The 22,753-nt window shown below is 55.0% G+C and carries 23 protein-coding genes and 1 pseudogene; 10 read left to right on the top strand and 14 right to left on the bottom strand.

Features of this window, described 5'->3' with window-relative positions:
• Positions 1-99: 99 nt before the first annotated feature.
• From GSQ91_RS14710 to GSQ91_RS14685, 6 genes are all read left to right on the top strand, one after another.
• A complete protein-coding gene (locus GSQ91_RS14710; RefSeq protein ID WP_158822522.1) occupies positions 100-393 on the top strand; it encodes a hypothetical protein in 294 nt (97 codons plus the stop codon).
• Positions 390-1,463, top strand: coding sequence for a hypothetical protein (locus tag GSQ91_RS14705; RefSeq protein ID WP_158822521.1), 1,074 nt, complete (start codon positions 390-392; stop codon positions 1,461-1,463). Before GSQ91_RS14710 ends, GSQ91_RS14705 begins: the two co-directional genes overlap by 4 nt.
• Positions 1,460-2,533, top strand: a complete 1,074-nt coding sequence (locus GSQ91_RS14700; RefSeq protein WP_158822520.1) for a hypothetical protein — start codon at positions 1,460-1,462, stop codon at positions 2,531-2,533. The genes GSQ91_RS14705 and GSQ91_RS14700 overlap by 4 nt, the downstream gene beginning before the upstream one ends.
• A gap of 224 nt (positions 2,534-2,757) precedes the next feature.
• On the top strand, positions 2,758-3,075 hold the full coding sequence (locus GSQ91_RS14695; protein ID WP_158822519.1) for a hypothetical protein: 318 nt from the start codon (positions 2,758-2,760) through the stop codon (positions 3,073-3,075).
• A gap of 15 nt (positions 3,076-3,090) precedes the next feature.
• Positions 3,091-5,127, top strand: a complete 2,037-nt coding sequence (locus GSQ91_RS14690; RefSeq protein ID WP_158822518.1) for a type IV secretory system conjugative DNA transfer family protein — start codon at positions 3,091-3,093, stop codon at positions 5,125-5,127.
• Positions 5,124-6,041 carry a CpaF family protein gene (locus GSQ91_RS14685; RefSeq protein ID WP_158822517.1) on the top strand — a complete coding sequence of 306 codons (918 nt, stop codon included), beginning with the start codon at positions 5,124-5,126 and terminating at the stop codon, positions 6,039-6,041. The genes GSQ91_RS14690 and GSQ91_RS14685 overlap by 4 nt, the downstream gene beginning before the upstream one ends.
• A 190-nt stretch (positions 6,042-6,231) precedes the next feature.
• On the opposite strand, the gene GSQ91_RS14680 is transcribed toward GSQ91_RS14685, so the two are convergent.
• The 12 genes from GSQ91_RS14680 to GSQ91_RS14625 all read right to left on the bottom strand — a co-directional run bounded on the left by GSQ91_RS14680 (position 6,232) and on the right by GSQ91_RS14625 (position 18,223).
• The gene (locus GSQ91_RS14680; protein ID WP_158822516.1) at positions 6,232-6,549 is read right to left on the bottom strand and encodes an NIPSNAP family protein; all 318 of its coding nucleotides are present in this window, start codon (positions 6,547-6,549) and stop codon (positions 6,232-6,234) included.
• 95 nt (positions 6,550-6,644) lie between these two features.
• Complete coding sequence (locus GSQ91_RS14675; RefSeq protein WP_158822515.1) at positions 6,645-7,745, bottom strand: SGNH/GDSL hydrolase family protein; 1,101 nt, start codon at positions 7,743-7,745, stop codon at positions 6,645-6,647.
• Positions 7,736-8,137 carry a hypothetical protein gene (locus GSQ91_RS14670; RefSeq protein WP_158822514.1) on the bottom strand — a complete coding sequence of 134 codons (402 nt, stop codon included), beginning with the start codon at positions 8,135-8,137 and terminating at the stop codon, positions 7,736-7,738. Before GSQ91_RS14670 ends, GSQ91_RS14675 begins: the two co-directional genes overlap by 10 nt.
• Positions 8,138-8,254: 117 nt before the next feature.
• Positions 8,255-9,433: a DUF3300 domain-containing protein gene (locus GSQ91_RS14665; protein ID WP_158822513.1), complete on the bottom strand. Its 1,179-nt coding sequence runs from the start codon at positions 9,431-9,433 to the stop codon at positions 8,255-8,257.
• Positions 9,434-9,721: 288 nt separating this feature from the next.
• Positions 9,722-10,309, bottom strand: a complete 588-nt coding sequence (locus tag GSQ91_RS14660; RefSeq protein WP_158822512.1) for a sigma-70 family RNA polymerase sigma factor — start codon at positions 10,307-10,309, stop codon at positions 9,722-9,724.
• Positions 10,310-10,353: 44 nt separating this feature from the next.
• Positions 10,354-10,962 (bottom strand): hypothetical protein, encoded by a 609-nt coding sequence (locus tag GSQ91_RS14655; protein WP_158822511.1) that lies wholly within the window; start codon positions 10,960-10,962, stop codon positions 10,354-10,356.
• Positions 10,963-11,282: 320 nt separating this feature from the next.
• Entirely contained in the window at positions 11,283-11,951 is a 669-nt protein-coding gene (locus GSQ91_RS14650) for a DUF4410 domain-containing protein (RefSeq protein ID WP_158822510.1), read from the bottom strand.
• 233 nt (positions 11,952-12,184) lie between these two features.
• Positions 12,185-12,793, bottom strand: coding sequence for a hypothetical protein (locus GSQ91_RS14645; protein WP_158822509.1), 609 nt, complete (start codon positions 12,791-12,793; stop codon positions 12,185-12,187).
• Positions 12,794-13,012: 219 nt separating this feature from the next.
• Positions 13,013-13,822, bottom strand: coding sequence for a response regulator transcription factor (locus tag GSQ91_RS14640; RefSeq protein WP_158822508.1), 810 nt, complete (start codon positions 13,820-13,822; stop codon positions 13,013-13,015).
• Entirely contained in the window at positions 13,812-15,401 is a 1,590-nt protein-coding gene (locus tag GSQ91_RS14635) for a DHA2 family efflux MFS transporter permease subunit (protein WP_158822507.1), read from the bottom strand. The genes GSQ91_RS14640 and GSQ91_RS14635 overlap by 11 nt, the downstream gene beginning before the upstream one ends.
• Positions 15,402-15,426: 25 nt before the next feature.
• Positions 15,427-16,686, bottom strand: a complete 1,260-nt coding sequence (locus GSQ91_RS14630; RefSeq protein WP_158822506.1) for an HlyD family secretion protein — start codon at positions 16,684-16,686, stop codon at positions 15,427-15,429.
• Position 16,687: 1 nt separating this feature from the next.
• Positions 16,688-18,223, bottom strand: coding sequence for a TolC family protein (locus tag GSQ91_RS14625; RefSeq protein ID WP_158822505.1), 1,536 nt, complete (start codon positions 18,221-18,223; stop codon positions 16,688-16,690).
• A 79-nt stretch (positions 18,224-18,302) separates the two neighbouring features.
• On the opposite strand from GSQ91_RS14625, the gene GSQ91_RS14620 reads away from it, so the two are divergent.
• On the top strand, positions 18,303-19,058 hold the full coding sequence (locus GSQ91_RS14620) for a TetR/AcrR family transcriptional regulator (protein ID WP_158822504.1): 756 nt from the start codon (positions 18,303-18,305) through the stop codon (positions 19,056-19,058).
• A gap of 41 nt (positions 19,059-19,099) precedes the next feature.
• Here GSQ91_RS14620 and GSQ91_RS14615 read toward each other — a convergent pair whose 3' ends face one another.
• Positions 19,100-19,660 (bottom strand): hypothetical protein, encoded by a 561-nt coding sequence (locus GSQ91_RS14615; protein WP_158822503.1) that lies wholly within the window; start codon positions 19,658-19,660, stop codon positions 19,100-19,102.
• 174 nt (positions 19,661-19,834) lie between these two features.
• On the opposite strand from GSQ91_RS14615, the gene GSQ91_RS14610 reads away from it, so the two are divergent.
• The 3 genes from GSQ91_RS14610 (at position 19,835) to GSQ91_RS14600 (ending at position 21,841) form a co-directional block, all read left to right on the top strand.
• Positions 19,835-20,620, top strand: a complete 786-nt coding sequence (locus GSQ91_RS14610) for a DUF4410 domain-containing protein (protein ID WP_158822502.1) — start codon at positions 19,835-19,837, stop codon at positions 20,618-20,620.
• Between the two features lie 225 nt (positions 20,621-20,845).
• Positions 20,846-21,124 (top strand): hypothetical protein, encoded by a 279-nt coding sequence (locus tag GSQ91_RS14605; protein ID WP_158822501.1) that lies wholly within the window; start codon positions 20,846-20,848, stop codon positions 21,122-21,124.
• A gap of 507 nt (positions 21,125-21,631) precedes the next feature.
• Entirely contained in the window at positions 21,632-21,841 is a 210-nt protein-coding gene (locus GSQ91_RS14600) for a hypothetical protein (protein ID WP_158822500.1), read from the top strand.
• 353 nt (positions 21,842-22,194) lie between these two features.
• On the opposite strand, the pseudogene GSQ91_RS14595 reads toward GSQ91_RS14600, so the two are convergent.
• Positions 22,195-22,753, bottom strand: a pseudogene (locus tag GSQ91_RS14595) (capsule biosynthesis GfcC family protein); the annotation flags it as partial.

The following is a 22,753-nucleotide window of genomic DNA, read 5'->3' as shown; positions in this document are numbered from 1 at the left end:
GAAGCTCAAGCACTTCGATCAGGAGATCCACACCGGCAAAAGCGAATTGTCTGCCGAGATTCTGTCGCACTTCAGCGACGAGGAGGAACCGTTATAGCCATGCAGATCGATGACTCGCCCCTGGATCGCACCCCCGACCTTATCGCCAAAATCCGTAAGCTCCGCGAAGTTGCCGAGAAGGAGATGAACCGGTTCACTTCCGTAGCCGACTACGACATGCGTCGTGTCGTCGGCCAGAAGCCAAAGACAGAAATGCCAGCGGAGATATCAACCTCCGCTGCATCTGCAGGTACCCGCGCAAAGAAGAAGACAGCCAAAGCATCCGACGATCAGACGGCGATCGAGTTTTCGCCCGCTCCGCTGGAGCAGGGCGACGACGGGGAGGATGAATGAGGATTGATATCCCCCGGGACCTTCCACGCCCGCTTGGGGTTACGCCCAATACTCCGAAGCCGGAGGTGTCGCGGCAACAGGAGTCCCATCCCATCCAGCAACACCTCCAATCGCTGAAAGAACGTGCTGACCAGAACCGCCTCAATCATGCGCCCCCGCGCCGGTCGAATTCTCAGCCAAAACGCCCGGAGCGCGAAGCTCGTCCGCGCAGCGCGAAAGATCCGCGTGAATCCACCGATAACCGGCGTGCGCAACGCAATACTATTCCGTCACAGACCATCGGCATGCGGCTTAGGCCCGAGGAGCGTAGAGCGATGCTGGAGCTTGGTCGCTTCCGTGTCGTCCGCACCAGGGATCTGGCCAAAACAATCTACGACGGCAAAGGCCGGAAGCTTGATGAAGACATCCGTTATCTTCGCTCCAAGGGGCTGGTCGACACCCGGCATATTAATCTCCGCCGTGACGGAACACGCCGTCAGATCGAACGCGTAGAGGTCGCCACGCTGACCAAAGGCGGTCGCGCGTGGCTCCTCAAGAGTGGCGAGGTTCCCAAAGATCAGACCGTCTACTACGGCTTCGTCAAACCGCGCGAGATGGAACACGACTCGCTTATCTATCGCGCCTACGGCGATGCCTCTAGGCGCATCGAGAGCGAGGGTGGCAGCAACCAGCGCGTCAAGCTCGATTTCGAGATCAAAGCCGATGTGCAGAAGGACATCTACCGCGCACAGAAATCCGACCCCAAACGTGACATGGCCGACATAAAGCAGGAGGTCGCGAAGAAACAGGAGTTGCCCTTCGTCAACGGGAAGATTCAGATTCCCGACGCCCGAATTGAGTTCGACTGCAAAGCAGATGATGGCCAGGGTGTGGCTCAGGACCCAGACCAGGGTTCCCGTACCGGTGGCCACGAGGACATCGAAGTGCTGACCGCCGCCTACCGGCGCGGTCATCTGCGCTCGAAAGCACAAGCTGGTTTTCGCAACTATGCCACCAGTGCCGACCGCTCCAGCATCACCGCCAAGATCGAAGACGACCACGACATGATGCGGGACATTCTCGACCTATGACCCTCGACTACGATCCCATTCCGGTGTTGCAGTCCGTGGGGTACACGGAACGCGAGGCCGTATTCCTGTACACGGTGGCCCTTCACTCCGGCTATTTCCTGCGGCGTCAGTACCTTCGATTTATTCGGCGCGGGCGCGGGGCGCTCGCCGAACAGTTTCTCCGCCGGGCCAGGATGCTCGGTCATCTTCAAAGCATCGCCTGCGGGCAGGCTCGCTTTGTCTACCATCTCACTTCGGTCGATGTGTACACCGCTGTCGGGCTCGCTGCTTCGCATCATCGCCGTCTTAAGGGGGATGCTCACATCAAGTCTCGCCTCATGGTGCTCGACTTCGTCCTCGACCATCTCGACGATGTAATCCTCGATACGGGCGAATCGAAGGTCCACTATTTCACTCAGTCCTTCGGTCTGCCTGAATCGCTCTTCCCGCAGTCCCGTGGAGTGGCCTTTGCCGAAGAACTCCCCATCCTTGTATCGCAGCAACAAGATGTTCTGTTCACATTCTTCGATGAGGGTGTCCTCTCGCCCAGCGGATTCGAGAACTTCCTGCTCCGGTATCGCGCTGTCTTCGCCGCGCTCTCCGGCTTCGAGTTGCTGTACCTGTCGGACTCCACCCAGAACTTCGAGCACATGAGCAGGATCTTTGCCTCTCGGTTTCCCGAGGCAAAGGCATTGGGCGTCACAACGATGACGCCTCGCGGTGTCGATCACTTTCTCGAATATCTCTGTGCGAGAGCACACGCCGACGCGCAGAAGCCATCGCTTACTCTGCGCGATCTTGCCGTTCTCCATGAAGGCGAATCGATGTACACGACGTTGGAACACCAGGCACTCGTGTCGGCCTGGCAGATCGGAAGCGCCAGCGTCGAACGCATTCGGCAACGGTTTCAGCAGCAAGGGCCGCGCGCGACGTTCACGACGGTCCTCCTGCCGTATCGCTACCCTCTCCATCACTTCCGCAGAGAACGCGCGAATGTGTCGGATCTCGGGTCTAGCGATGGGTCTAGTCGGCGACTGCTGTTCGAGCTGGAAGCTATTCGAAAACAACCACTTAGAGGAGGTGATAAGTGAAGGAAAGTATGTGTCGAGGGGGGAGCGACCCCAGGGCGTTGCCCTTGACGCGACGGCTAACGCCGCGCTGGTCGCTCCCCCCTCGGCACTGTTCGATCCAGAAGACATCCGGCACAGACATTTTTCCTGATCTGCTCCGGATAAGAAGTAAATCAACTCAGCATGTGTCGCCGATACCCAGTTGATCGGGGACAGACACACAACTTCACGAAAGGAAGATAACCATGAACAAACTCAAACTCGCGCACGGCATCAGTAAGGTGCGCCGCGCCAAGCTGCAATCCTCCATCGACCAGACCATTGCCGACGACATAGAGCTGATGGCCGATTGGTCGAACAACGAGACCCAGTATGTCGTAAATGAGCTACTGCGCTTCGCGATCGCGCAGGAAGAGGACTACCTGAAGTACAAGGCCAGCGTCGCGGCAAGTGCCGGCCGGTCTGCCAGCCATGCGAAACCTGCATCAATCCCGGTCAAACCAATAGCGGACTCTGTCTCGAAGTCGGACCCAACTACATCCAGCACAGCTGCTCACGCTTAACAGGAGGCAATCTCTATGCGATCCTCTCCACGTCTGCAAAGAATCATCCGTCCTCTGGTCGCGCACCGCATTGTGCTCTCAATCGGACTGAGCGCGGCCTGCGGCATTGTCCTCAATAGCCTGATTCCGATCAACGCCGCGAATCCGCTTCTGCGTCTGATTGAATTGGAGCGGTCTCCAATCTTTTATGGCGTCATCTGGGGCTATGACTTCTTTCTCTACTCCACCCCATTCGTCGTCCTCTCGATGATCTTCTCGCTGATGTACGTTCATCTCTATAAGAGTGAACTGGAGTTGGCCGCTGGCGCGTTGCCTCCATATCCCGATCCGCGCACACGGACGGCACTGTCTCTGATTATTGGTGAAGTACATAGCCAGCTTCTTCCCACACCGAGTGCCTTTCCCGCATGGCTCTCGATCCCGGAGCGCGGTCTCTTTACCGGTATCGCTTCGTTCGGATCTGTTGGAAGTGGCAAGACCTATGGACTAATCCTGCCGGCGATGCGTCAGCTGTTCGCGTACAAAGCAGACGATCCTGATAGGAAACTGTCCGGAATTGTCCTCGAGGTCAAAGGCGATCTCTGCCGGCAACTCCAGCGCATCCTGAAATGGTGCGGGCGCGAACAGGACTATGTCGAAGTCTCACTCGATGGCGACGTCCGTTACAACCCACTCAACAACTCACTTGATGCCTACGCGCAAGCGTTCAATATCGCCTCCATCATCACGTCGATCTGGGGTAAGGGCAAGGAGCCATTCTGGCAGCAGTCCTACACCGACCTTGTACGGTACGTCATCATGCTCCATCGCATCCGTGACGGATACCTGACGCTCGTCGATCTTTTCCGCACCGTCATCAGCGCCGGCAAGCTCGAAGAGATGCTGACCGAGGTTGGGTCTCGCTTCAGCTCCACCAGCTACATCGGCATCGGCAAAGACGAGTACCGTGAAAATGAGAGTCTTCTGTCTCCACTGGGCTTTGCGTGGAATAAGGATGCCGGATTTTACATGACCGCATGGACAGAGACGCTGGAGACTCTTCTGACCCAACAGAAATCCTCCGAGTTCTTCGTCTACAGCCGCAAGCCATCCGATCCTGCGCAGCGCGAACGCTTCCTCAGTGTCCAATACTGGTATTGGGAGCACTGGAAGTTCTTCCGCTCTGAGGTGAAAACTTCGATCGTTCAGGGCATCGCCGTCTTCCTATCCCTATTCGAGACCGATCCCGATGTGCGCCGCGTCTTCTGTCCATCGAAGGAGCTCTACGACGGAAGGCCATGCACCTCCGATCCAAAAGGAATCATTATGCCGCCCTTCGAGGAGCTGATCGAATCCGGAGCAGTTGTGGGCCTGAACTTTCCCGTGGCACTCAATCCGGCACTCGCCAAAACCATCGGCACCATGATGAAGATCGACTATCAGCGGGCCATGCTATTGAGAATTCCCAGGATGGATGCCGAACCGGAGCGGCACTACCGGCCCTCGGTCTTTATCTGCGATGAGTACCAGAACTTCGCCACCGTTGGCGGCGACAACCCGACCGGGGATGAACGCTTCCTGTCACTCTCCCGGCAGCCCCGGTGCATCCCCATAGTCGCCACACAATCAGTCGCGAGCCTGAAGGATGCTCTGCCCAACGAAGGTGTCAAGACCCTGCTGCAGGCGTTCCGCACTAAGGTCTTTTTGACAACCTCCGACCCAGAGACCGCACGGTACGCTTCGGAACTATGTGGGAAAGAGGATAGAACCCGCATCAGCTACACCGTCTCCGAGACCTCAACCAACGCCAACGTGGGCTGGCTCTCGGGCCGGACATCGTCAAGTAAAGGTTCGGTTGCCGCGGCAAAACAATACCAGAAACATAAGGAACCGCTCTTCGAGGAGAAGGTCTTCTTCGATCTGAAGAACGCTCAAGCTGTCGTTGCCGCCTTCGACGGCATTAGCCCGCAGCTGCCTACCTACTGCTACCTCAAACCCGACTTTCTCCCCATCACCATGAACTGGTTCGATCAGGAGCAGATCGAGTTTGATCCGAGGAGAGTATCCCAATGAGTTTTGAAGTCATCATTCCGTTCCTCAAGCCCATCGAGCACCTGTTGGCCAGCCGCACTGTCTCCGAGATCATGGTGAATCCCGATGGATCTGTCTGGATGGAAGAGAAGGGTCGTATTGAGTTGGTGGCCGAGATCCGGTTTGAAGAGGGAGCCTTACTAACGAGCCTTGAAGTGATCGCAAATCGCTTCGGCAAGAAGCTCGATGCCGACTCTCCCATCCTCAACCTGCGCCTGCCCGACGGCAGCCGCATGGCGGCGCTCATCCCACCTGTAGTCAATCCCCAGCCTCTAATGACCATCCGCAAGTTCACCTCGCGTGACTTCACGATGAACGATCTGGTCAAACGAAGAATGCTAACTGTCGAGCAGGGACAACAGCTAACGGATGCGATTCGTCGCGGCGACAACCTGTTGATTTCAGGTGGAACAGGCGCGGGCAAAACGACTTTGACCAATGTCATCGCTGGGTTTATCCCCGACAGCGATCGTATCCTCATCCTCGAAGACGTCGCCGAACTCTATATACAGAAGCCGCACGTCATCTCTGCCGAAGCGCAACTCGACACCCACAAGAGCCAGATCGGGTTCAGCGACTTGTTGAAAGCCGCACTTCGCCATAGGCCAGACCGAATTATTCTAGGCGAGATTCGTGGCCCGGAGGCGCGTGTGTTCCTCGACGCCCTCAACACCGGCCATCGCGGGTCGCTTTCTACCATCCACGCCAACAGCGCCGGTGATGCTCTGCGACGTCTCGCGCAACTTGCTATGCGTGGCTCGGGCGGCGTCCCATTGCAGGATGTGACAGAGGAGTGCAAGCGATCCATCGACCTGATCGCGCATGTGGCGAATCAGGTCGGCTGGCGGCATGTTACCGAGATTCGTGCATCTCCTGAATTTACCGATGCGATGTGACACAACGCAGCGACCGCAGGTCAGCTTCTTTCAAATTGACGATGGACTCACACTTCGGAGATGTATGGATGCTTTCCCAAGGTTTGTTCTCTATCGTATTCGGTGGCTGGTCTTTTTTTGTTCAAGCTTGCTCCTTGCATTTCAGCTATCTTTCACTAGAACGTCCATATCTGTGTTTGTACTGCTCGGTTCAATGCACAAGAGACAGAGAAAACGGATTCAGCAACATGACATCTGCACGAATGATTTGATTCAAATCAAAGCCAGCCCTTTGCGCCCACAACTTTGCGCCGTCCAGATACTCCGTCACTGTGATTTCTGGCGTGACCTCGCTGGAATAGCTCACGAGAGCAATTAATGCATTGTGCTGAGAAGGAGATGCATAGACACCATGTGTCTCGATGCCATAGAAACGAAGACCTTCCATGTGATCGGCCAAAATTTGTCCATAGGCTTTGGCGGCTTTGGGTGTTCGCAGATGGTAGGTCAAGAGTTGATAAGTCCTCATTGTTTGATCCTCGAGCTTCAAAATTTGGAGGCTCTTCTTATATCGGGCCTCCGTGTTGATTAAGAGCGATGTGGTTGTGCGGCACCGATAAAGTTCTACGGCACGGGAAGATCGGCGCTACCCACATTCTTTTGCGGAGTGATGAGCAGATCTACCTGGCGAGCTGCACTCAGAGGGATGAGGGTCGCGGCTTTTGTAGGCTCGATGTTGGAGCCGAAGAGAGGATCCACGGCAGCGATCGCTGGAACATTTACATCCGCTAAAGTGGTCTTCAGACTGGAGTTCATCGTGTCGATGAACTCATTCGCGATCAGGGCGTAGCCCGTGTTGGTAGGATGCATTCCATCAAGACTGAATATGCCACCGAGAAACGTTGCCGTCGCTTTATAGTTATTGATGGTGATGCCATTCGCTGCCAGATTTTGAAAAAATGAGTGAATATCGACGAGCACTCCTCCGACGGCGGAGACTTGCTGAGCGATGGCAGCGTTATATTGGCCGATTGTGGACTGCACTGCATCGATTTCGGTAGGGTCGAGGAAGCCGGCATCCGTCAGTGGAATCGGCGTCTCTCCCTGTTGTATGGCGATGATGGCGTTTTGGACCTGAGTTTGTCCGCTCGCATTGATGAGATCGCCAGTCTGAATACCTAGCGCGGTAGCCATCTGCACTTGCGTTAGCCCAGTCTCTGTCGCTGCTTGCGCAAGGATGGTTGCTGCAGGCGTGAGATACGGAATCGTTGTAACGTCCGGAATGTTTGCGACTATGAGCGTAGCTTTGGTCTGCGCGTGAAGCGTGTTGAGCAGCTCTTGAAACTGCTGGGTGAACGTGACGAGAGAAGTCATGGAGCTGGGTGTCCCACTGTCATCTGCTTGCAGTGCATCGTTGTTGCCGATCCAGAGAAAGAGTGCAGTTGGATTCAACTGGATGGCCTCGTTCATCTGACTCTTGTCATTGCCAACCGGGTAGCCTAGGACCATGTTCGTGATCAGTTCTTCTTGCGTAGTGGGCACATTGGCCGGCGTCGTGTTGATGAGATCGTTCAGTAAATGTCCGGGGACCGCGAGATCGGTGGGCTGGACAGTATGGTCGTCGCGCCCGGTTGTTACGCCCGAAGCTTGCTGGATAACAACCGGGGGGCCAACGCTTACCAATTGCAAGACGGCCGGAGCGCCCGGAGGCGCGATCAAAGGCAACGTGAGGCTGAAGCCCGCTTGTGTGCCAACCAGACTCTCCCAGCGTTGGGCTGCTGCGAATCAAGGAGCGAATAGTTCTGGAAGCCGGCACTCAGAGAATCGCCGATAACCACCGTCGTCGCGAAACTTGCTGGACCCGTCGGACCTCCTCCACCCGAATTGTTACTTCCTGTGCTGTTGCCCACGCCGCAGCCGATGGGCGTTGCCAACAGCCAGGCGAAAACAGTGACAACAAGGAGCCATCGCCGACTGCTCCTTGCTCTTTGGAACCCTCCGAGGGTGGATTGCGACCAAGCTGAGAATGCCTGCACATCCTCCGTTCCAACAGCAGCGCTGAGCAGTTCTCGCATCTTGTCATGCGATCGTTTGATCGTGAAGCTTGCTCTCTTCATTTCACTCTCCTGCTTAGACCGTGATTTCGAAAGCTACTGAGAACGCTTCCTCAAGTGGAGCGCGCCTAGCCATAGAAGTGAGCCGCTCGAGGAAGAGAGCGGCACACCGGAATTCACTCACCGAATATGGACTGTTCTGGCACCGTTCCCGCGCGCGCCTGAGCGAGTCACCGTTGCGTGTCCGGTGCCGTGGCCGCTGACAGAGGTTGTCTCTGCTTGCCCCTTGGGGCCCGCAACGGTGGTGCTGCTTCCGCCCGCAGAGTAAGAACTTGCTCGGGTGGCCGAACCGCCGTTTGGACCGGTGGAGATCGCCGTGACATTGCCTGTACCGCGCCCGGTCGCAGCATGTGTTGCGGATTGTCCATTCGGACTTGCTGCCGTCGTGGAACTGCCGCCAAGGTGGTAGCTTGTCGAACGGCTCATGGAGTTACCGTACAGGCCGGTGGCATGAACATTGGTCTGTCCATCGGTTCTGGCAACTGTTCTTGAGGAAATGCCGTTCGGCCCATTGAACGCCTGATGGTTATAGGCAACCGCCGCCGATGAATGGTCAAATCCGCCGTAGTATCCATGATTCACAACAGTGACGCTGTGCGAGACATATGGAGCGTGATCATAGACAACAGTGTGGTTGACCCAATTCGGGGCCCAATGCGCGCAACCCCAACCGTAGGAGGAAAAGGCAGCTACGGCGGAGCCAGCAGTAAATCCGATGGCTGCGGCTACAGCTACACCGTCAGCCGGTGGGCCCTGCACGACGGCGTATGTCGGATAGACTGGGACAGGCGCACCGTATACGGCCCAAGGGTTGTACACGGGAACGTAGACGACCGCCGGATTTACCGGCTGATACCCCACGCTTAGTTCCGAGGACGATCGCAGCGTCCCTGCGTCGTATGCTCGTTGACGCATCTCTTGAATCGCGTTCATCACATCCTGTGGTTGGTTGTAGTAGGCATCCCCGAGCCTCGTTGTCCATTGCATATTACGGTCCAAATTGGACAGCACAGACGGGAAAGCCGTGAGGGCCTTGACGCCCGGGTCCCAGGGCTGAGTGTCTACCAGCCGTGCCAACTCTTGAGGAGGCAGGTCGCCATTCAGTTCGACAAACGCCTCGGCTTCGTCGATTTGGGGCGCGTAGGTAGCGGCAGCAAGAACCTGTGCTACCAACGCATCGGGATAGAGTGCTACGGGTGCGGCCAGTTGATCCAACTCGGCAAAGCTAAGCTGAAACGTTTGTGGAGGTGGGACCGGCACTTGCTGTGCGTTCAGAGTTCCGGCACTCTGCGAAAGCATGCAGACAATGAGGGAGCCTGCTACTGCACCGCGTGCCGACTCAACTACAAAGCGAGCAATCGAGCGTTTGTGCAGGAAGTGCCGCACACGCTCAGTTGTTTGGGATACAGAACAGTACCTATATATGCTCGGTGAGGTTTTCATAACCATCCTTTCAATAAGTGGGATTGATTCTTCGGAGGCTGTTCAACAGCATCGGAAGGCCCATTCACAATGACCCGCTTCTCGTAGAAGTTATGTAGGAAATTGTCAGACATCCGCGAGAATCACAAGCGCTCCGTGACAGCCTCACCGCACGCGAGGCCGCATCAGATCCCGCCGAAGAGACTTGATGCCGCGGTAAAGCTGGCTCTTCACGGTGCTCAGCGCCGCGCCACTGACACACGCGATCTCCGAGAGCTCCATCTCCGCGATAAAGTGCATCAGGAACACCTCCCTCTGTCGTCGCGGTAAACTACCGACCGATGTCCAGATGCGATCAACTTCTTCACGAAGCAAAAGTTGGGCTTCAGGAGATTGCTGATGACCTGCCAGGCGGTCGTGAACATCACAAATGTCGATCGCGGTTGCGTTCACCGTTTTCCAGAAGCGAAACCGCTTTGATCGGGTATGACCACGAATCAAATTCGCGGCAATCGATATCAGCCATGTTCGGACACTGCACTCTCCCCGGAATCGAGCGCGGGTTCGAAATGCACGAAGAAAGCACTCTTGCGTAATGGTGTCTGCAAGATCCTGGTCTCTCAGGGACATCATTGCGTACCCGAGGACAGCAGGCCGATGCTCTCTCACAACGGCATCGATATCATCGAGGCTTGACCTTGCCGACGCCACTAACGTGGTGTTCCTTGCGTGATTTGGCTGCACAATGAGCATTGCAGAGTTACCTCCTGACGTCATAAGTGAAAAGCAGTCTTGACCTAATTATTCCTTCCAATCCGGAAGACGATACCAGTGGAAACATTGAAGTCCCGCTGGAAGCTGCCGCCTTGACGTTCCAGTAATACTCCCGGAGCAAGACGCAGAGCGACCCGTGGCGACAGGTTTAGATCAAAGGTGCCACCAGGCTTCAACGAAAGCGTTGTAGCACTCGGATACAGGCCAAAGGTAGAGGGCGGAATTCGTCCAGTGTCCGAATTAGAGACTGTGTCGGTAGCGCCTACCAAAATGCGGAGGCTGGAAGAAAACCGCTCACTTCGGTGCCAGCGGATTTGGGGACCTAAGAAAAACAAGTGCTGGTATACGAATGGATTGTTTGCTAACTGCGCAGACGGAGAGATGGGGGCGTGACCGTAATCTCCTTGAAAGTCCGCTGTCACGCCTAAAAACGGTGTGACGAAATGAGTAGCGCTGACGTTCCAACCACCAAAATTAGTATCGTTAAGGGTTGGCCCGCTTGCAGCTCTCATGTAGTTACCACCCAGATAGACTTCGTTACTGTAGCTGTAATAAGCCTGGGTGGCGCCTGTTGCTTGGGCCGGTGCAGTTGCCACACCAAGTCCAAAGGTCAGAATGGAGATCCCGATCATTCGGCAAATGTTTCCCACTATAGACTCCTTTCCTTTGTCCGCTCCCATCTGGGAGGGTCTATATTTATTCGACTGAACTCCTTCCTCGAGAAACAAGGATGGAGCCTCTGCAAGTCGTGCACGAGAGCACGGCGCAAGGGCGATAACCAATGGCAGGCGCATGATACTAATGCTTTTCCGAATTTCTCCATTCATCTCGTCTCCTTTAGTTACGCTGGCCGTCGTAGCCATTGACCATCACCTCTGCATGATGGGGTAAGGTGCCCTCGGTATTTGTGGGGACGTCAATGGCCCATGTAGATGGCGTCTATCGAGGCATGTCACGCCTGAGGTTCGTGGGACAGTTTGTCCTTAGCAAGTCTTTTCAAGAGTTGATCTGCGAGCTTCTTGGCATCAGCCGAAAGAGTTTGACCAGGATCTCTTGCTGCATGGATTGCCAGCCCGACTGGACCTAATGGCGGGAGGGCGTCTCCACCCTTGACCTGAATGTCAAAACTGTCTACGGTCGTAAGTCCCGCGTTCGTTTTAGAAAGCACAATCACATGAGCTCCGATGCGACTTGCCCCGACATTCATTCCGATTAGTCTCTTGGTCGCATTGCCCGTGTCGATTCTTGTGATACATCCGGTAACAATGAGTGAGCCCGCAAGGATCTCCTCAGGCCCAGAGTCGACCGTCACGGACATTCTTTTAGAGAGCCTGTTTTGAAGTTCGTCAATGATTCCAGACAAAATCTTGGGATCGACGTCTAAGGCAGATGAAGGTTTATCCTTGCCTGCCGAGGCCTCAGTCGCCTTCGCCGCGGCTGTGCAGGCTCTCGCCGACAGTGAGGTTTCCTCGGAATTGGTTGGCGACAAAACTCCAAACTTGAATATCACCACATTTTGCGGATCGGGATAAGATCCTGCTGATTGAGTTGCAGACCCTTCCTCGGCGGAATCTGCTGTTCTGTTCTCACTTACTTGGTTCTGAGGAGCCGAGTTGGACACGATATGTCCAGGTTCCTCGGCGCGAGAGTATCCCGAGCTGTTTGAGCTAAGAGCAGCCGTCAATAAGGTGCACGTTAGGATGGGAACAAGCGAAGATAATTTCATGATTGCCTCGATGTAACGGAATGCCCGACACAGTTTGATTTGTGTAGAGCTTGGGGATGCCGTTGTGCGGCTCCGATTAGGTTGGCTTGCCAGGACCGAGGTGCATCTTGTGAAACACCCTGGCCATTTCACTGAACTGGTTTGGAGAAGTCTGAACTTAGCGTCGTGATTGATATCTTTTTTGAGGGAGCCTGGATCGTAGTGACGCTCGGGTACACTGTTCCATCCTCCAGCTTCGAAAATTGCATTGCGATGGTGAGCGGATCGTCTGGAGTATCCAAGGACGTCTTTACGGAAATGCTTTGTATCTGCTGTGTGGTGGGATTCAGATTAAGAGTTAGTTGGTCACCGGACTTGGCATAATCACTCACGCTGATCGCATTGGCGCTTGGATCACCCCGTCCCACGTTGACCTGATTGTTTTGCATGGCCTCTTGGAATTTCTCAGGGTTCAACGGGAGATACAGGGCAGCCACTTGATGCACTTGAGTCATTTCATCTTTGATCTCTCCCATCTTTTTCTGTTCCATCATCTTCATGAGAGGGCCGCCCTTCATCTGCTGGCCTGGGTTCTGCTGCGGATCGAGAGGTGTTCTTGTAAGAGTTCCATCAGGGGCAAATCGACAGATGAACTTTTGCGCGGGCATCGCGTGCCCTTGCACAGTCGTTGAGGTTGTTTCGATCCATTGGTAAGCATGCAACTGGGCTGCATTTTGAGCAGCAAACTGTTGCAGCATCTGACTGTTCGGGCCTTGAGGATCGGATGGAGACGTGGTCTGCGCCCAGACAACGCATCCGAATACTAACGGGACGAGAGCGGTCGATACTCTCAACAGGACCTTGTGAAGTCTCATATTTGCTACTCCTTGATGGAACGGTTTTGGGTTCGTGGAAAAGCGACGCCGAAGCGTCAGATTGTGGTCACGCAGAAACAGAACGAGATCGTCGAATGCACTTCATGGTTTCGACTCCTTTGAATGTGGCGGAATGGTGCGCACGTAGACGTAACCCGTACTTCGCACAGAACGGAAGCGGTCTCGCCCGTTCAGGTTCGGACCTAATTTCTTTCGCAACACACTGATTAGATTGTCAACACCACGATCACCCGGGGAGACCGGACGCCCAAGCGCAGCTTGCGTGAGATGTTCTCTTGTAGTGACCTTGCCGTGACAGGAGACAAGGATATGCAGCGCATTAAATTCCGCCGTCGTGCATTCGATTGGCTCACCATCACGCTCAACCGTCCGAGATCCTGAATCCAGGATCAAGTCGTCTACGGAGAGGAACAGGCTCAGGGAATATGGGGGCTGCCCGCGACGCAGCACCGTCCGGATTCTTGCTAAAAGTTCAGTATCTGTAAATGGTTTGAGAATGTAGTCATCGGCTCCGGCCTCAAGACCGGCTACCTTGTCCGTCACTGCCGCTCTAGCCGTAAGAACGATGACCGGTATGTGGCTGTTGCTTCTGATTTCGTTTAAAACACTAAGCCCGTCCCTGTCTGGCAGCATGACCTCGAGAATGACCAAAACGAGGCCGCCTTCCTTGATTCGGCTGAGCCCGGTCTTTGCGGTATATGCCAGGTGAAGAAAATAGCCTTCGGGAGCGAGATACCGGGCAAGCCCCTTCGCCATATCGTGATCGTCATCGATCAAGAGAACATGCTGTCCGGTCTTAGTGGGCACTAAGGATATTGGCGAACGCGAATTGCTATTTTCCAACTCCACGGAAGCACTCCAGGCAAGCGCGGTCGAGGCATTAGTGAGCATTTGCAGCACCCTCCTCGTCCGCTTTGCTAGGCTTCTTCAGCAAGAAAACCAGAGGTACCAGGCAGGCGATGGCAACTGCCATAAGCCAAAATGCATTGACATAGCTGAGGACGTTGGCTTGCTGGTCGAGTGTTTGTGACATCTGAGCAAGTGCTTTTTGAGACGCCTGGGTGCTCGGAAAACCCATCGCCTTGAAGCTGCTTGTGATACCCGCCAGTTGATGTACAAAGAACGGATTGGCGTTATTGGTGTGGGCGCTCATATTCGTCCGCTGAATTTGCGTCTGGCGAAACTGAAAAGTGTTGAGGATGGATACGCCGACTGCACCACCGATATTTCGTGAGAAGTTGCTGAGGCCGGAGACCTGATTGTGCTTCTCGGGTGGGACGCCGACGTAATTCAGCGTTGTGATGTTGACGAAAATGAAGGGCAATCCCACTAGTTGAATGACGCGGAGCATCTCTAGCTGCCCGAAGGTGACATCCAGATCAATCGAGGTGAGATGGTACAGACCGAACGACATGGCGGCGAAACCGACGCCCAACACGTATCGTCTGTCCATATGAGCCCCGAGGAGAGCGGCCAGCGGCATCAGAAGCATGAGGGTAAAGCCGCCCAGCATCAGCGCGAGGCCGGCTCGCTCCGCAGAGTAGCCAAGCACATCCTGCATGAACTGTGGGATCATAATTGTCGTCCCATTCATCACTGCACCGAGCGCGAAGCTGAAGATGATTGAGGTGGCGAAGTTTCGCTTCCTCAGGAGGGTGAGATCCATGATCGGATCACGGTGCGTCCACTCGCGGATAACAAGGGCGACAAGAGTGATGGCCGCGATTACAGAACACCCGAAGATGATGTACGAAGAGAACCAGTCGGCCTCTGTCCCTTTGTCAAGGACGTACTGTAGGGTGCCGACGCCGACCACGATCAGGGCAATGCCGACGTAGTCTGTCGTGATACCGCTCTTTTTAAGCTGTTTGAGCCACGGCGGATCGTGAACAATATGGTGTGTAAGAAAGAGCGACAGCAGACCTATCGGCGCGTTGATGAAGAAGATCCAGTGCCAACTGTAATTGTCTGTAATCCAACCACCCACGGTGGGGCCGATGGCGGGCGCGACGATGACTGCTACACCGTACACCGCAAAGGCCATTCCGCGCTGCTTTTCGGAGAAGGTGTCGGCTAGGATCGCCTGCTCGCTTGTTTGCAGACCGCCGCCACCTGCACCCTGCAATATCCGGCTGATGATGAGCATCGGTAGGCTGACCGAAAGCCCACAGAGAACTGAGCTGGCCGTGAAAATGGCGACGCAGGTCATGTAAAAGCGCTTCCGCCCCATGATGGTGGTAAGCCAGCCACTCAGCGGGAGGACGATGGCACTCGATACGAGATAGCTCGTTAGAACCCAAGTGCTTTCATCCGTGCTTGCACCCAGGGAGCCCGCAATGTGCGGCAGCGCAATGTTCGCGATGGAGCTATCGAGGATCTCCATGAACGTCGCGAGCGTTACCGTGATGGCGACCAGCCACGGATTGAAGATGCGCCTCGTTGCGACCGGATTTGATTCGCTATTCAACATTCACCCCTCAAGGCTTTGACCGAGATCACTCCAGGTGGACTTTGGGCTCGACGGACATGCCGGCACGGAGTTGATCGAGTCCCGACTGCCCCTGATCGAAGCGGATGCGCGTCGGCAGGCGCTGGACGACTTTGACATAGTTGCCGGTAGCATTCTCGGGAGGGAGCACGCTGGCCCGGCTGCCCGTGATGGTGGGCATGCTTTCAATGGTTCCGTTAAAATCGCGCTTGAGGGCGTCGACGCGAATCACCACTCTTTGGCCGACACGCATATGCGCGAGCTGTGTCTCTTTGAAGTTGGCGGTCACCCAAAGGTCGATCTGCGCGATCATCAATAACTGCTGTCCTATGCTGATCCTGCTTCCGATTTCGGCGCTGCGCTGCGTGGTGAAACCCGAGACCGGTGCCGTGATGTGGCAATACTTGAGGTTGAGCTGGGCCTGGAGCAGATTCGCCTTCAGCGATTCAACATTCGCTGCCTGCGAATGAAGGTTGGCCTCTTGGATGGCCAACTGATGCGGCGCATTGCGCTGGTTCTGCGCGAGCTTGCTTTCCTGTTCTCCGGCCTGAGCTTTGCGTTGCTCAACGGTCTTGGCCGCCGAGGCCTGAGCAGCGCGATCACCCTCAACTGCAGCCGCTTGCGCAGCGGCGGTGGCAGCATAGTTGTCGTAATCCGATCGGGAGACTTCCCGCTGCTCGTAGAGTGCCTTGTAACGAGCAAAGTCAGCCTGGGACTTAGCACTATTCGCCTCTGCCTGTCGGAGTGTTGCTGAGGCGTTGTCATAGTCATGTTCCGCCGATGCCAGCGCAGCTTTTGCATTTACGACCTCGTCTTGTTGCGTGCTGATATTGGTTGAATTGCTGATTTGTGTCAGCGGCACATTCGGATTTTGTGCCTGCTCCTGAGCGAGGGCTTGATCGTACTTAGCCTGTGCCTGTTGAAGCGCAACTTCGGAATCGGCGGGGTCAAGATCGACGAGCGGCTGGCCCGCCTTCACATAGGTGTTGTCCTCGACATAGACGGCTCGAACGGTCCCATCCACTCGTGAGGCAATTGGTGCAAGATGGGTGTCCACCTGAGCGTCGTCGGTATCTTCGTAATGAAGGGCGTGCAGATAAAAGAGGAAGGCGACTAGGAGTAGCGCCACTAGGGCGAAGGCGATCAGGACGAAGTGCGTCGTTTTTTTCGCGTGTGGTTCATCTGTTCCGACCGGCGCACCGGAGGGGTCAACGATCTGGTGCTGCGTTTCGTTCGGACGGACGTGTTCCTGATCAGAATCGGGCATGTTACTTATCCTTTAGAAGAGTCGGAATTTGCTGGCCGGCCACGCCCATAGCACGGGCCAGACTGATGCGAGCGAGGTTCTCGGCGTATAGGGCAGAGACGAAGTCCTGAGCCGCTTGACCGAGCGTCTGTTGCGACTGGACAACCTCCACTGTGTCCGTCGCACCTGCGGCGAAACGATCCTGTGATTGCTTCAGTGTCTTTAGGGCAAGATCACGATTGCTCTTCGCTACCTCTACTTGGGTAGTCGCCACCTCAAGGTCGGAGTAGGCGCTCCGCACCTGAAGCTCCACGACACCTTGCTGATTTGCTAAGTCTGCCTGGCGTTGATCAAGTGCCGCCTTCGCCTGTTCGATATCGGCGCGAATCTGTCCCCCCTCGAAGATGGGCATGCTGACGTTGGCGGATGCTGAAAATACGCCGCGGCCCTGGTCTGGATTGACGCCTTGGATCCCGTAGAAACCTTGAATGGCAGCAGTGGGAAGATGCTCCGAATGGGCGGCCTTGACCGTAGCTTCTGCCATGCGTACCTGAGCAGATAGAGCCTTTAGGTCCTGCCGATTGGCAAGCGCCTGTTGAACTGCCTCCTCTTCGCCGACACCGATAGTTGGGTCGTCGTTCAACGTGCTGCTCAACGTGATCTTGGTATTCACGGGGAGACCGAGAAGACGGGCTAGAGCGAACGTCTGCTTTTTCAAGTCACTCCGTTCGGAGAGCAACCGTTGCCGCTCGGTCTGCAACTGAACGAGGCTGCGATTCGCATCGATCTCGGCCTTTGTGCCGACTTTTTCCTGAGCTGCGGCTTGGTCGTAGGAAGCCTGCGCATAGCGCACCTGATCTGTTTGTGCTTGCACTTCGGCGATGGTGCCCAGCACCTGCATGTAGGTGCCGCTCACGGCAAGAACAATCATTTCCGAGCCGTCCTTGGCGTTTAGCGACGCTGCCTCAGCACTGGCTTGCGCGGAACGGTAGTTGTATAAGCTCGTCAAGTTGAAGACACTCGCCGAAAGATTTCCCTGTAGCGAGTAGTAGTGATAGGGGCCGACGGTTGCAGGAAATGTGGTCGCAAAACTTGGAAAGTTGGCCGGGCTGAACCCTTCAGACGAGAGATTGGATTTTGCCGCGCTCTCGCTCACACTGAGGCTTGCCTTGGGAAGCAACGCGCTGAAGGCGCCGCTCTGTTGCGCGCGCGCCTGCCGCACAGAGTTTGCGTTATTGGTCTCTCCGAGATTGAACCGTAGCCCGCGACGGATGGCCTCCGTCAGGGATAGGGAGATTGCCTCGCCCGCGCTTCGGTCAGGGATGCTCCCGCTATAGGGAGCATTGATCTGAAGCGATGGCGTAATGACATCGACAGTCGAACCGCCGGGCTTGGCCGATTGTTGCGTGGTTACTCCGCCAGATGCGGGAGCAGCGATTGGAGTTTGAGTCGCCGTAGCGGCTGGGAGCGCACTGCTCGCCTGCTGTCCGTAAGCCGAAGCTGCCATAACGAGGAGCATCGCGGAGAAGCAAGCATCGAGTTGGAGGTTCTTTTTCATAGAATTCCTATCGAGCGAACATCCATACTCGTATGGATGTAGACTAGAAGCAGAGGATTCATTTTGTAAAGCGACCATTTTGACAAGTGACGAAATGTCTCCCGGCAGAGCCGAGGACAAACGGGAGCTTGGGACGGAGGCAACTCTACGTGGGGGCTCGATATGGCGGTCTTCTAAGCTAAGATGGTTGTTCTGTAAAGTTATTCATATGAAAACTGCGGCAAGAGCCAGAAATAAGGGCGAGAATCAACAGCAACTCAAGACGGAGGAGACTCTACAAAAGCTGCTTGACGCTGCTGAGAAGGTCTTCGTTCGTGATGGTTTCGAGAAGGCACGCATCGAAACCATCGCTGAAGCGATTGGACGTACAAAGGGGGCGGTTTACGCCCACTTCGAAAGCAAAGAAGATCTCTTCATCGCATTGATGGAACGGAAGATGCGCCTGCGCGTCCAGTCGGTCAAAAAGGCGATCGAGGGGCGGTCTCCGAAGCAGCAGCGGGAGATCGCGCGAGATCTGTTCGTCACCTTAGCGTTAGAAGAGCACTGGCCGATCCTGGTGTTGGAATTCAAGTTGTTTGCCCTGCGAAGCGCAGTCTCCAAGGATCGAGTGTCGGCCTTCTTCAAGTTGCTCACCGACGATGCGACCCTACTTCTTAATGGTGGGGACCCAAAACGAAGAAAAGAATTCAAGCTCGCCAGCTTCCTGCTGCGAGGAATCCCGAGTGCTCTGGCCGTTGAAGGCAACTTCGACCCCTACTTGCAGGATAATCAGGAAGCTACGAAGCACCTTCTTCGAACCCTTTTTGACTCGGTTCTCCCGGAATCAGCGCGCTAACGGAGAATGGTCAGAGCAACTCCGGTCGCTACTCTTTGACGTCAAACTCCCGTGGTGTTTTCGGACCTCGAATTCTGCTCTAGTGGCATAGGCTCAGTAAAGAACATCTTTTGCAAACGAACTTCTCCGAGCGCGTCAGCAAGAACGCTGAAGGCAACGAACGGAATGAGCACAAGCAGAAGAAAGACGATCTCGGCGACCGATTCTCCCAGCCGTGGTCCGATAAGTTCACCCACCATCGCAGAAATCGATCGGTGGTGGAACAGTCCGACGACGGCCTCCTCGATGGCCGTCATGATCACTAGCAGTAAGAGGAAACCGAATGCCTTGTGCAACGTAGGCCAGATGAGCGGCTGGCCCTTGTACCCCTCGCCGATCTTCAAAGCTCTGCCTACCAGCATGAACTTGGCGATCAGAACGGCTTTGACGATAGCGCTTCCCCAAGCGACGTAGTGGATGCCATGGGTGTGAAGGATGGCCGCCTTCATGAAGATTACGCTACCGAAGGTCACATAAAAATACGCCGTGAGGAGCACAAACGCCTTCAGTTCGCGAATGGCGCGCTGCCACAGAGTCGTTTTCGTGTTGATTTCGTTTGCCATAATCGTCAACCGTGGCAGTGTGCTGGCTTTCCTTCAGTCAGCTTCTGAATACCCCGGTCGTCCGGCATCCATTTGGAGATCAAGGCAATCTAAAAATAGTCTACGTCCATACTCGTATGGATGTCATCTCATTTAATAGGCAGATATAGATCGAATATCTCCTGGGAGTTTTCAATGAAAGTTCATTTACGGTTCCTTCTCGTGTACACCTTACTGGCAGCCGTCGCCAGCATCGACTTTGTTCCTTTCGCTCATGCCGAGGCGCATGGTTACCTCGCCTCCAGTGCATCTGCACAAAGCGCGGTTCAGGACAACAACGCATCTTCTCCGTCGCCGGCTGGGGCTCAGGATCAGCCGGCTCGTCGATCGCCGGAACCGGAGTCGCAGCAGCTAACTGCTGTGCTCCGGTTTGCGGTCCAATCGCAGCACGTGACCGATCCCGCAGCTCTTTCTGCGCAGGCATGTCCGCAACCCGACGGTGATAGAGGATCAGCAAACACGTCCCCTCCGCCTGCCAATCTGAACGTTGATCCAAAGATTCTTGACGCGGTCTCCGACGAGATGCAGAAGAAACTGTCGAAGAAAATGACCGTCCTGGTGAATCCCGATCCGGCAACGATCCCCGTTGGCGCCACGGTCATTACTGGGTGCATTACAAGAGTGAATAGTGGCAACGCCGCCACCAGACTAATCGGCATGAATGTGGGCGCAAGCCATCTAGGAGTTCACATCGTTGTTTTATCCAGGACGAAGGACAGCTGGATTCCAATGGATACTTTCGATATCCAGGTGAAGGGTGGAGACCTTTTGCCACCCATCGGCCCGATAGGACTTGTGGTTCATGCGGCCAGAGACACGCAGCAAACGCTCTCAGCCGATGCCAAGAAGCTGGCGGATAAGGTCTTGAAACAGTTTGCTAAAGACACGAAGGCCCGCGAACAGGCCGCAACAATCAACTGAGTTTCTCTGAGCATGGCGTGTGAGCGCCCGTATGACTGTCGGGGAGCCCCGAACGTGGGCTCTAGTCGTATTGCAGCCGTGATCGCAGCGGCGGCTCCAGAAGGTGTTGCGATCCGAATCCTCGCCCAAGACCAACCGAATCCACTTCATTACTCGTCTATCTCTCAGGAGTAATTTGCCTCGGAGCCGAACGGTCAGCCATGAGACTCCCCGGAGGGTTAGAAGTTGCAGAAATCAAGCAGTCCACGGCAGACGTTTCGCGGTGTCACATATGCAATCTTTGGCCGTTTGCGCAAGAAAGCATCGCGGATGGGCATCGCTATTACAGGCCCAATCGGAGATGCAGTTAAGAACGGGATCAAATTGCATTGGAACTACGATCCTGTCTCAGAGCAACTCGATGTCGAATGCGTCAGCGCGCCATTCTGGATCGACTCGAAACAGGTAAGCGAAAATCTTCGAACTGAAATTGAAGCAGTGCTTGAGCAGAGCCGAGCGGCTTAAGAGATGAAGTCGCCAGAGGCTGTGAAGCTCATTGACCAGGCGTTTGAAGGATCTGGAAAGAGCGGTCAGGCTCGTAGCACGTGATGGAGAGCGTTTATCTGTTGAGCCGCGCCTGGGGACCGAAACTCCCTTCCGGCGCGCTCCCTTACGTCGATCTTTATGGACGGCGCCTCAATCAGCCCTTGGAATTGCTTCCCCTAAATCACTACAAAATCCGACAAAACTCCTAGATCGGCACCCCCTTGCCGTCCGTCTGATCAGGTGTAGGTCAATCAAGTCATGGAGGTTATTGTGAAGTTATTCTCATCTGTTCCCGTAGTTATGTGTGCGCTGCTCCTCTCCGTTGGAGATGTCTGTGGCGCATTGAAAGCAAATGCCCAGCCGACTGGTGTTGCGGTCTCAAACGTGGCTGCGCAAGACACTACGCAAAGTAACAGTGCAGCGACCGTTTCAGGCAATTGGCAAATTTCCTGGACCAACAAGGATGGAGACTCTAAGGAAGGCTCGATGCAAATCAAACAAGATGGATCAAGCCTTAGCGGCACCTTTCAAGCTCCACGGGGTTCTGCGAAGCTGACCGGCAACCTGCAGGGAAACCAGATCTCGATCGATGTGAAAGCTATGATGAAGAAGTTTTCCTTCACCGGCACGGTCGATGGTGACAAGATGAGCGGCACAACCGATCAGGGAAAGCCCTGGACAGCCACTCGTCAGTAACAGTCTTGCGAAGCAACCCGGTCGCGAGTCAGCTATCAATCAACTTTCTGATTGGAAGACTGACTCGCGATCGCGGAATGATGGCTTCGGTCATTTCCCGAACTGCGCGTCGTATCGGGCAAGCATCCGTGCAAGAGAGTCACTCTGATGTTCCTGTTCTCTAAAGATGTGCGCTCTCGCAGAAAGCTTGCTTCGCAGTAGCGACTTTATCAAAACGGAGAGTTCGTTCGGGTCGATATGAAATGTAACAATTGAGGCTGCAATACCCTATCGACAAGAACCTGACGAAAGTGATGTTTTCTGCTGCTCGGTCAATCGTCCTTCTCCCGCCACCTCACACCTTTCCTGCGCATTTAATTAAGGACTTGAATTGCAGCAACGGCCACTCCAAACGATGAGAATATCTGTGCCCAGTCAATGAGATCACGCATGCCAGAGGGTTTTATAGGTTTTTCGGGCATAATCACCGTATCTCCAGGGTAGACGGACACCGATTCCAGGTGCTCACTCCAAAGCCCCCCGCTTTGATAGTTGCTATATACCGAACCATCCGCGCGGATAATAAATGCATTTTTCTTGTCCGCAATTCGGTTAGGTTTACCAGCCAGCTGAAGGTAATCACGAACATGATACTTACTGTCGTAAAGGAATACATTCTGCCCGTACACCGCACCGACTACGCTAACGATAATTGGCTTAGAGGGCACACGAAACGTATCTCCATCCTCAAGCGGGATCGCAGGAATCGACGCTTCGCCAACACTGTCGGGCTTGAACTGCAGAACCACACGACCTGTTGCTCGGAGACTCCGCATTTGATTCAATAGCCCACGTTGCTGTGCAAACGGATCAACATTGGCTACAGTCGGGGTTGTAGTGGACATGGCGTAGGTGATAGACGAGCGCTCCAAG

It is taken from the genome of Granulicella sp. S156, from assembly GCF_009766105.1.
In the GTDB taxonomy this organism is placed as follows: Bacteria; Acidobacteriota; Terriglobia; order Terriglobales; family Acidobacteriaceae; genus Granulicella.
The sequence above is the reverse complement of the archived record's forward strand: the minus strand, read 5'-3'. Positions and strand labels throughout refer to the sequence as shown.